At 75.1% G+C, this 10,019-nt stretch carries 7 protein-coding genes; 1 reads left to right on the top strand and 6 read right to left on the bottom strand.

Features of this window, described 5'->3' with window-relative positions; all coding sequences use genetic code 11:
- Nucleotides 1-102: 102 nt before the first annotated feature.
- The 5 genes from AB0B97_RS21765 to AB0B97_RS21745 all read right to left on the bottom strand — a co-directional run bounded on the left by AB0B97_RS21765 (nt 103) and on the right by AB0B97_RS21745 (nt 7,198).
- Nucleotides 103-1,155 (bottom strand): acyl-CoA desaturase, encoded by a 1,053-nt coding sequence (locus AB0B97_RS21765; protein WP_234586042.1) that lies wholly within the window; start codon nt 1,153-1,155, stop codon nt 103-105.
- 133 nt (nt 1,156-1,288) lie between these two features.
- The gene (locus AB0B97_RS21760) at nt 1,289-4,849 is read right to left on the bottom strand and encodes a hypothetical protein (RefSeq protein ID WP_357495918.1); all 3,561 of its coding nucleotides are present in this window, start codon (nt 4,847-4,849) and stop codon (nt 1,289-1,291) included.
- A gap of 47 nt (nt 4,850-4,896) precedes the next feature.
- Nucleotides 4,897-5,217 (bottom strand): divalent-cation tolerance protein CutA, encoded by a 321-nt coding sequence (gene cutA, locus AB0B97_RS21755; RefSeq protein ID WP_234590601.1) that lies wholly within the window; start codon nt 5,215-5,217, stop codon nt 4,897-4,899.
- A gap of 143 nt (nt 5,218-5,360) precedes the next feature.
- Nucleotides 5,361-6,365 (bottom strand): 1-acyl-sn-glycerol-3-phosphate acyltransferase, encoded by a 1,005-nt coding sequence (locus AB0B97_RS21750; RefSeq protein ID WP_357495915.1) that lies wholly within the window; start codon nt 6,363-6,365, stop codon nt 5,361-5,363.
- Nucleotides 6,365-7,198 carry a patatin-like phospholipase family protein gene (locus AB0B97_RS21745; protein ID WP_357495913.1) on the bottom strand — a complete coding sequence of 278 codons (834 nt, stop codon included), beginning with the start codon at nt 7,196-7,198 and terminating at the stop codon, nt 6,365-6,367. Before AB0B97_RS21745 ends, AB0B97_RS21750 begins: the two co-directional genes overlap by 1 nt.
- 165 nt (nt 7,199-7,363) lie before the next feature.
- Between AB0B97_RS21745 and AB0B97_RS21740 the strand changes: the two genes are divergently transcribed.
- Nucleotides 7,364-8,875: a protein kinase gene (locus tag AB0B97_RS21740; protein ID WP_357495911.1), complete on the top strand. Its 1,512-nt coding sequence runs from the start codon at nt 7,364-7,366 to the stop codon at nt 8,873-8,875.
- A 15-nt stretch (nt 8,876-8,890) separates the two neighbouring features.
- Here the strand turns inward: AB0B97_RS21740 and AB0B97_RS21735 are convergent, their stop codons facing one another.
- Nucleotides 8,891-9,946: a glycosyltransferase family 4 protein gene (locus AB0B97_RS21735; RefSeq protein WP_357496247.1), complete on the bottom strand. Its 1,056-nt coding sequence runs from the start codon at nt 9,944-9,946 to the stop codon at nt 8,891-8,893.
- Between the last annotated feature and the right edge of the window lie 73 nt (nt 9,947-10,019).

Below are 10,019 nucleotides of genomic sequence, written 5' to 3'. Positions count from 1 at the left end.
TCCTGCGCCTCTTCCGCCCCCCCTCCCCTGTACCCCCCCATGCGGGGGGGGGGGCGCAATCTGTTCTCCCCCCCCCGCCGGTAGGTCTCACGTCAGCCGTGTTCAGCCGCGCAGCGGCCGACCCACCTCGTGCAGGTGGCCGAGCGCCTGCCGGTACGACTCGATCAGCCCGGTCTCCGCGTACGGGATGCCCTGCTCGGCGCAGTAGGCACGGACGATCGGCTGCGCCCGGCGCAGGTTCGCCCGGGGCATGTTCGGGAACAGGTGGTGCTCGATCTGGTAGTTGAGGCCGCCCAGCGCGGTGTCGACCAGCCGGCTGCCCCGCACGTTGCGTGAGGTCAGCACCTGCTTGCGCAGGAAGTCCAGCTCGTCCTCGGCGGTCGGCATCGGCATGCCCTTGTGGTTCGGCGCGAACGCACAGCCCATGTAGAGGCCCCACAGCCCCTGGTGCACGGCGGCGAAGAGCAACGCCTTGCCCGGCGACATGACCGCCAGCAGCAGCGCCACATACCCGGCGGTGTGCGCGACGAGGAGCCCCGCCTCGACCGCGCGGTGCCGCATCGGCGTCGCGTACCGGCCACTCTGCTCCCGGCCGATGATCGCCCGGATGCTCGCCACGTGCAGGCTCAGACCCTCAAGAAAGAGCAGCGGGAAGAAGAGGTACGCCTGCCGGCTGGCCATCCAACGGTGTGCGCCCCGGGTCTGGACGGCCTGTTCGGGAGTCCACACCAGCGCGCCCGCGCCGACGTCCGGGTCCTCGTCCTCGTGGTTCGGGTTGGCGTGGTGCCGGTTGTGCTTGTCGACCCACCAGCCGTAGCTGATCCCCACCGCCGCGTTGCCGGCGACCAGCCCGACGACCTCGCTCGGGCCGCGTCGACGGAACATCTGGCGGTGCCCGGCGTCGTGACCGAGGAACGCGACCTGGGTGGTGGCCACCGCCATCACGGCCGCGAGCGCCACCTGCCACCAGGAGTCGCCGACCAGGAACACGGCGACCCATCCGGCCACGAAGGCGCCGAGGGTGAGCACGAGGCGGGCAACGTACGAGGCAGGTCGCCGCTCCAGCAGGCCGGCCTGACTGATCCGTCGGGACAACTGTGCGTAATCACTACCTCGCCGTCGTACCGGCGGTTCCGCCACCGCTCCGAGCGCCATTACTGCTCCTGTTCCGCTTGCGCCCGAACCAGGCTGGTTCGGGGTCAATGTCAGTCTCCCCGCATCGGTTGCGGTGAGTAACCCTGACAACCCCCGGATGGGGGGTAGGGCGGGCCCTACCCCCGGCCTCGATTCAGCCCAGCCGGGCCACCGCGGCGCGCAGTCGGGCCAGGTCGCGACGCCGCCGCTCGTAGCTGGCGGCCAGCCCGATCAGCGCCAGCCCGCCGGCACCCAAATAGATCCACCGGGGCAGCAGGTCCCAGCCACGGGCGATCTCGTGCAGCGCCAGGACCGCCAGCACCGCACCGCCGAGCAGCACGGGAGCCTGCCAGCGGCGGCTCGCGCCGGCCAGCACCACGACCAGCGCCGCCGCCCCGAGCAGCAACCGTCGCCACGGCTGCGGATCCGGCCCGGCCAGCACCGACACCAGGCTCGGCAGCAGCGCCGCGACCAGCCCCGGGCCGAGCGCCGGCCAACTGGTCAGCCCCGGCCGGGTCCGCAACGCCAGCAGGCCCGCGCCGAGGGCGAGCCCCGCCGCCGGCAACGTGTACGCCTCCACCACGCTCACCCCGCCGGCGGCGAGCAGCACCCACGCCCCGATCAGCTCGCTGCCCGCGGCGATCGCGGCGAACCGCCACCGTCGACCGGCCGGCTCCCCCCGGCGCAGCAGCCGCAGCGCGACGGCTGCTCCCCACAGCACGCAGACGGTCGCGAGCTGCTGCGCCACCTCGACGGTGAGCGCCGCGGCCACCCCCGCCACCGCCTGCGCGGCGGCATCCAGCACCCGCCCGACCGGTGCCCGCCGCTGCCGGCCGGCCAGGGCCGCGGCGGCGAGGGCCAGCACGGCCACCCCCAGCAGCGGGTACGCCGCCGCCCGCAACCCCTGCCCGTTGGCGAGCGGAGCGGTCACCGCCAGCGCACACGCCGCTCCCACGGCCGCGACGCTCCCGACGACACGCGCCTCGGCCATCCGGGCCCCGACGGCGACGATCACCGCCGTCACCAGCAGCGTGCCCTCGGCCGCGAGCGTGCCGGACCGGGTGGCCAGGAGCACCGCCACGCCGGCCACGGCCAGCACCGCCCCCACGGGCACGGCGATCGACGCGAGCGCCGGGCGGGGCGCCACCAGGGCGGCGAGCAGCAGCGCGGACACCCCGGCGAGCAGGGTGGCGGCCGGCAGCACCGGCCACGGCACACCGACCGCGACGAGCAGCACGGGCAGCGCGGCGGCGGCGAACGGCAGGCCGGCCAGCAGCGGTGGGCGCACCCGCCGACCGGCCACCGCCGCGGCCACCGCCAACGCGACAAGCGCCAGCCCGGTGGGGAACAGCCCCCGATCGGCGATCGCGGTCGGCGCCCCGGACCAGACCGGCCCCGGGACGCCGTACGGGATGAACAGCGCGCTGAGGATCGTCGGCAGCGCGGCCAGCACCGCGACCCCCGCCAGCACGACACCCGACGCCCTCAGCAGACCCCCGGCCGCCGACGGCCCCCCGACCGTCGACGGCCCCCCGGCCGCCGCTGACCCCCCGATGGTTGACGCCCCCCCGATCGTCGGATCCTCCGATTCCGACGGCCCTTCGGCGTCCACCACCGGCCCCCCAACGGCCGACAGCCCCCCGACCGCCGTCCGCTGCGCGGGGCCGTCCGGCTCGTCGCCGAGCGCCGGCAGGCCCCAGCGGGCGACGAGGGCGACGCCCAGCGCCGCCAGCGCGGCGTACGGCGTCACGGGCTCGTTCCCCGCCGCCACCAGCGGCGAGACCCCGGCCGCGAACACCCCGACCGCGCCGCCCGTCACCGCGTACTCGATCAGGTCGACCCGGTGGCGACGCACCGCGAGCGCCGCGACCAGCGACAGCCCGGCGGCGAGCAGCGCGGCCCGCGCCTGCCACCAGGGCTGCACGCCGGCCGCGAAGAGCGCCACCGCGGCGATGGCGGGCAGCGCCAGGTGCGCGGCCAGCAAGCCCACGCCCGCCACCCATCGGTACGGCCCGTCGGCCGTCCGCACCGCCAGCGCCACCCCGAGCACGGTGCCGATGCCCAGCACCACCACGACGCCGAGCGGATCGGCCAGGGCCACCAGCAGCGCGTGCCCGATCAGGACGGCGCCCCCGGCCGCCCAGCCGAGCAGGGTGGCCGCCCGGGTCGTCGGGCGGGCCAGTACGGCGAGCACCAGAGCTACCCCGCCGGCCAGGTCCACGGCCACCACAGTCGCCCACGACGCCGTCCAGCCGATGGGCACGGCCAGCAGCACCACCACCGCGCCGGCAGTGGCCAGCCCCGCCCCCGCGCGGCGGGGCAGCAACGACGCGGCCGCCCCCAGCGCCAGCGCCACGGCGGGCGCCACCTGCCAACCCCAGCTCAGATCCGGCCCCCACCCGGCCCCGTGCCAGGGCGGCAGCGACCGGGCGGCGGCAGCCACCGCCAACACACCGGCGATCGCCACGGCGACCTGCGCCGCCCCGGCCGCGACAAGCAGCGCGCCGGCGCGCGGCCCGGGACGCCAGCCGGTCGGCAACAGCCGTACCGCCCCGGCCAGGACGAGCGCGACCATCGCCGCCGCGAGCAGCAGCAACGACGGCCGCAGCTCACCCACCGGGCGCAGCACCGCGGCGGCGAGCACCGGCATCAGCAGGCCGGCAGCCACCGCCCGCGCCGCCGTGCCGCCGACCAGCAACGCCGCGACGAGCCCGGTCACCACGACCAGCAGCATCGGCACGCCGGCCAGCAACGGCGACCCCGCCGACCGCCCCAGCACCAACGGCACCAACGCACACGCGGCGGCGGCGACCAGCGCGCCGACGTGACCCAGCCCGGCGAATATCCGACCGGCGAGCCGGCGCGCACCGTCCCCATCGCGCAGCGCGACCAGCACCGCCAGATTCAGCACTGCCACCCCGAGCAGCACCAGCACCCAGCCGCCCGCGCCGGGGTCGGCCGGCGCCGCGAGCAACGGCAGCACCGGTTGCGCGACCGCGAGGCCCGCGAACCAGGGCCCGGTCAACCCGCTCAACCGGCCGTACGCCACGAAGACCAACGCGCTGACTCCCCCGACCAGCGCGGTGTACCTGGCGCCCGGCCACCCGGTCACGTGACCCAGGTCCACCGACCAGGCGGCGTACCCGTCCAGCAGCACCAGCAGCAGCCCCACCGCGGCGAACGTTTCCGCCGTGCCCCGCAAACCCCGGCGGACCGCCAGCAGCGGGCCGGCCAGGACGAGCGCCGTGACCGCCGCCAGGATCAGCGCCCGGCCACCGACCCCCACGGACGCCCACGCAACCGCGGTGAAGACCACGGCCGCGGTGCCGAGCAGAAGTCCACCGAGGACGAACAGCAACCCCTGGACCGTCCGGGTCGACGTCTCCGCCGCGCCGGGCGGCGCGTGCTCCACCACACGAAGGGGCGGCGGCGACATGACCGGCGGCGGCCCGACGACCGGCGCTCCCGCCGCCAACCCCGCGCGGACGACCGCCGCCAGCTCGGCCCGCCGCCGCGAGGTGGCCGCCAACCGACCAGCCAACTCGGTGTACGTCCGATGGGCCCGCTCCACCTCCGGACCGAGCCGATCCACCTCCCGCCCCAGTCGGACCACCTCGGCCGCGATTCGGTCCGGCGGGCGGCGGCAACCGGCGCAACCGGCGTTCAGGTCGGCCGGGGCGCCGCAGGCGGGGCAGGGATAGCGGGTGTCGTCCACCCGGTCATCATCGAAAACCGGCGGCGGACGGCCCAGAGTGCGCGTACCTAGGGTCGGGTGTGGTCGTGCACCCAGGCCGCGTACCCGGGATCGCCACTGTCCACCCGCGACACCAGGATCTCCGGGACCTCGTACGGATGGCTGGCCCGGATCTGGTCCACCAGCGCGGCCAACCGGTCCGGCGCGGTCTTGAACTGCACGGACCACTCGGTGCTCGTCTCCACCCCGGAGCGCCACCAGTAGGTGCTGTCCACCTGACCGCCGACCTGAGCACAGGCGGCGAGCCGCCCGGCGACGGCCGCGGCCGCCAGCACGTCCGCAACCGAACGCGCATCCACCACAGTCGTCACCACGCAGATCTGGTCCACGAGCGCACCCTACGCGGCGACGAGGTGCTGAGCCCGCTTTTCGTTCGCGACTGCGGGGCTCCGCTGCGCTGCACTCCTCGCGCTCACCGGAGCCCGCTTTTCGTTCGCGACTGCGGGGCTCCGCTGCGCTGCACTCCTCGCGCTCACCGGTTGGCGGCGATCCACGTGTCGATCTGCGCCCACCAGTCGAAGAGCCAGTCGATGCGCTGCTGCCGGCCGGTCGGCACCTCCTCCGGGGGCACCGACCAGAACCGCATCACGATCCGCTTGTCCATCGGCAGTTCCCGCCACACGTCGGCGACTGTGCTCATCCGGTCGAGTCCGGTGTGGGCGACGAAGATGACCCCGGCGTCGGGGGCGGCGTCCAGGGCGGCGAGCACCCCGCCCGGCTGCGGGGCGAGCACGTGGCGCATCCGTTCGGCGCGCTGCGCCATCCGTTCCAGGCCGAGGGACCGCAGCCGGGCGATGGCCCGCAGTCGACGCTTGGGCGTGAAGTTGCCGCCCTCCGGGAAGATCACGAAGGCGTCGTTGTCGTCCAGGCCGGCGGCCAGGTGCCCGACCTGGCGTACCGTCTCCTCGCCGCGCTCCGGTGTCGGCGCGATGAACCGGTTGGGCAGGCGGTTGAGCAGCACGTCGATCGCCGGGTCCCACTGGAGGCTGTCCTTGAGCACGATCCGCGGCTCCCGGTTGAACCAGTTGACCAGACCGTGGATAAGGATGAACGAGTCGCCCGGCCCGGCGTGCCGGCAGAGCACCAGCTCGGGCCGGCCGGGCAGCGCCGTGTCCGGGTCCGTGCCGACCACGTCGATGTGCAGTCGCAGCGACCAGCGGGCCTGCCAGAACAGCACCCGCAGGAACCAGCCGGCCAGCACGTAGTGCGCGCGCTGGAAGGCCGGGGACCGGCTGCGCCAGCCGAACCCGGACGCCAGCCACAGGACGAACAGCGCGAGCAGCGCCGCAGCGTCCCACACCAGGTAGACGCAGCCGATCCAGAGCAGGCGCAGGGGGCGTAGCCGGCCCGGGACCAGCGGCGAGGCGGCCGCCGCGAGCAGCGCCCAGACCGGCAGCGTGGTCACCACGGCGATCGCGAGCAGCACCACGGCGGGGGCGATCAGCAGCCGCCGCAGCCACCTCGGGGGCAGCGGCATCAACGCTCCACGTTGGTGGCGAGGTAGCGGCGCGACGCGGTGTACGCCCGGCTGATCCGCCGTCCCACCGCCGCCATGTCCCGGTACGCCCACGGTGTGTCGTCGCGTGGGTTCAGCCCTCCGGTCGGCAGGACGTGCACCTCCACCCCCTCGGGCAGCGCGGCCATCTCACGGAAGAAGCGGTGCCGGCGGGAAATCTCGAACGCGACCTGCGCGATCTCCCACGGCCGCCGGGGTGGCGTCAGCTCCCGTTCGATCCGGCCCACCTGCAGGACGAAGATCTGGCCGGCGCCCGCGGCCACCGCCTCGCCGATCGGGATCGAGTTGACGATGCCGCCGTCCACGTAGTGCGCGCCGTCGATCTCCATCGGCGGGAGCAGGCCCGGCACCGAGGCCGACGCCATCACCGCCGGCACCACCGGACCACTGTCGAACCAGTGCTCGGCGGCCCGCTCGATGTGCGCGGCGCAGCAGCGGAACGGCACCCGCAGGTCGGCGAAGGTGGTGTCGACGCCCAGTTCGGATTCCAGCAGCCGGCGCAACGGCCGGGGCGAGTGCAGGTGGGTGCGGGCTGCGAAGCGGCGCAGTTGCCGGGCGACCGAGTCGCCGTACACCTCGCTGGCCTCGGGTGAGGCCCAGAGGCGGACCAGCCGGTCGGTCACCGCCTCGGACGGGTCGGCGGCGACCAGCGCGCCGTTGACCGCGCCGATCGACGTGCCGAGCACCATGTCGGGTTGGATGCCGGCGCGGAACAGGGCCCGCAACATGCCCACCTCGACGGCGCCGAGCACCCCGCCGCCACCGAGAACGAACGCCACCGGTCCCCCCGCCATGTCCCCATCCTGGCACGCGCCCGCCGACCACCAGTGGGCCGCCGTCCGCCGGCCGGTGGACGTACCCGGCCACCGTCCGTCGACCATCCGGCGCATCGGCGTTGACAGGCAGGACACATTCGCGCAACCTGATACCGCTCCCACCCCCGAGGGCAGGTGCGATCCGTGAAGGCAGCGCTGCATCCGGGCCGATTGCTGGCCCGCAGGTACCGACTCATCGACCAGATCGGTGCCGGCGGCATGTCGGTGATCTGGCGCGCGCGGGACGAGGTGCTCGACCGCGTCGTGGCGCTCAAGGTGCTCGCGCCCTCGCTCGCCGCCGACGCGCGGTTCCGCGACATGGTGCGGGAGGAGGCGCGCGCGGCCGCCCAGCTGGTGCACCCGCACGTGACGTCGGTCCACGACTACGGCGAGACGGTCGACCCGGACGGCTCCATCACCTCGTTCGTGGTGATGGAGCTGCTCAGCGGTGAGGAGTTGGAGCTGCGGCTCACCGAGGGCCCGCTGCCGTGGCCGGAGGCGGTCGAGGTGGGCGCCCAGGTCGCGGACGCGCTGGCCGCCGCGCACCGGCTCGGCATCGTGCACCGCGACATCACCCCGGCCAACGTCATGATGACCGCGATGGGGGTGAAGGTCCTCGACTTCGGCATCGCCACCCGGATCGGCGCACCGGACGAGGACGAGGACGGCGGCACCTTCGGCACCCCGGCGTACGTGGCCCCGGAACGGCTCGACGGCGCACCCGCCCAGCCGGCCACCGACGTCTACTCGCTCGGCGTTCTGCTGTACGAGGCGTTGACCGGCCACGTGCCGTACCCGGCGGACACCTGGGAGCAGCTCAGCGCCGCACTGGCCGACGGCCCGCCGCCGACCCTGGCCAACGTGCCGGACCTGCCCGCGCCGGTGGCCCGGATCTGCCTGCGGAGCCTCTCGCGGGAGCCGGCGGACCGGCCGACGGCCCGGCAGCTCGCCACCGCGCTGCGCGGCCACGTCCTGCCGCCCGACCCACCGACCGCCACGATCAGGGTGCCCACCCTGGCCCTGCCGACGAGCGTCGGGATGGCGCACGCGGGCGACGCGACGAAACCGCAGGTAAACGACGTGCCGACGCCGCAGGTGGACGACGTGCCGACGCCGGCCGGCGCGGGGCCCGGCCGGTCCCGCCGGCAGCTGGCGCTGCTGGTCCTGATCCCGGTGGTGCTGGCCGTCGGTGTGGCGCTGGCCGGTGCGGCACTGCTGCCCGACCAGCAGCCGGATCGCCGGGCCCAGCCGTCGGCCGGCCCGGTGACGCCCGCGCCTACCGACCCGCCGAGCGGTCCGCCGACCGACCCGCCGGCCACCGAGCCGTCCCGGTCGACCCCGGCACCGTCGTCGCCACCGGCCACCCGCGCGCCCACGGGCGAGCCGGGCACCCTCGTGGAGGCCGCCAACCGTGTCGACGGTTTGATCGACGCCGGCCTGCGCGACGGGGAGATCCGCGGCGATGTCGGCCTCGACCTGCGCAACGAGCTGCGCAACCTGCTGGCCGCCGCCGGGTCCGACCGGGACGAACTGGCCCGACCGGTGGCCCGGCTGCGCGAGAAGGTCACGGTCCGGCTCGGCGAGGGGGCGATCAGCCCGGCGTACGCACAGCGGCTGGACGCCGCCATCGCCGAGCTGGGAGCGGCACGGGTCTGACCCGGGGCGGCACCGTCAGCGAACGGCGACGGGGGCCGTGTCCCGGACGGCGGGCCGCCCGAGGGCGAAGCGCCGGTAGACGTCCTCGTAGCCGTACGCCATCCGCTCGACCGAGAAGTTCTCGGCGACGTGCGCCACGCAGTCCTGCGGGTCCAGCTCCCGGGCGGCCAGCAGAGCGGCGGGCAGCTCGTCGGGCTGCCCGCAGACCAGCCCGGTGAGTCCGGGCCGGACCAGTTCGGGCACCGCGCCCCGGTCGAGCGCCACCACCGGCGTACCGGTCGCCATCGCCTCCAGCATCACCATGCCGAACGGCTCCTCCCACTGGATCGGCATGATCAGGCAACGGGCGTCGACGAGCATCCGCAGGGTCTCGGCGCGGTCGGCGTTGAGCACCACCGACACGTCCTCGTCGAGCAGCGGCGCGACGACCTGCTCGTAGTAGCGCCGTTCGGCCGGCTCGTTGCACTTGCCGGCCAGCAGCAGCGGCAGGCCGGCCTCCCGGCAGGCGCGGATGGCGATGTCCGGGCCCTTGTCCGGGCTGAACCGGGCCAGCCACAGCACCGGTCCGGGGCCGGGCACGGTCTTGCGCGGAAAACCGCGCAGGTCCAGCGCGTTGTGCACGGTGCCGGCCCAGGGCAGGCCCGTGTTGAGTCGGCGTTGGGCGTGCGAGATGGCCACCAGGGCGACGTTCTCGTCGGCGTCGCCGAGCACGTCGCCGTACTCCCCCACCGGGTTGCCGTGCACCGTCGCCACCGTCGGCACGGACCGGCGGCCGGCCACGAGCGGCCCGATCGTGGTGTGGTCGTGGATCACGTCGAAGTCGGCCGGCGTGATCATGCTCTTCACCCGGGCCAGGTGCGCGAGCTCCGGCAGCGACTCGCCGAGCCGCTCGTACTGGACCTGGGCGATGGTGGAGACGAACCCGCTGGCGGCGGTGCCGTGCTGCTCGCCGGCACCGAACAGCGTCACCGCGTGCCCGTGGGCGCTCAACGCGTCCACCAGGCAGGCCACCACCTGCTCCAGGCCGCCGTAGCCGGGCGGCGGCACGGACAGCCATGGCGGGACCACCATCGCGATGCGCAACGACCGCTCCGGCGAGCGGTCGGCGGGCGGGTGGTTCACGGCCACGAGTCCTCCCCGTTGA

The organism is Micromonospora sp. NPDC049004, from assembly GCF_040649315.1.
Classification (GTDB): Bacteria; Actinomycetota; Actinomycetes; order Mycobacteriales; family Micromonosporaceae; genus Micromonospora.
This window is presented reverse-complemented; position numbering and strand designations above follow the sequence as displayed.

Excerpts from the sequence above, each read along its gene's own strand:
- AB0B97_RS21765 (WP_234586042.1), bottom strand. The coding sequence starts at position 1,155 with ATGGCGCTCGGAGCGGTGGCGGAACCGCCGGTACGACGGCGAGGTAGT.
- AB0B97_RS21750 (WP_357495915.1), bottom strand. The coding sequence starts at position 6,365 with ATGCCGCTGCCCCCGAGGTGGCTGCGGCGGCTGCTGATCGCCCCCGCC.
- AB0B97_RS21745 (WP_357495913.1), bottom strand. The coding sequence starts at position 7,198 with ATGGCGGGGGGACCGGTGGCGTTCGTTCTCGGTGGCGGCGGGGTGCTC.
- AB0B97_RS21735 (WP_357496247.1), bottom strand. The coding sequence starts at position 9,946 with ATGGTGGTCCCGCCATGGCTGTCCGTGCCGCCGCCCGGCTACGGCGGC.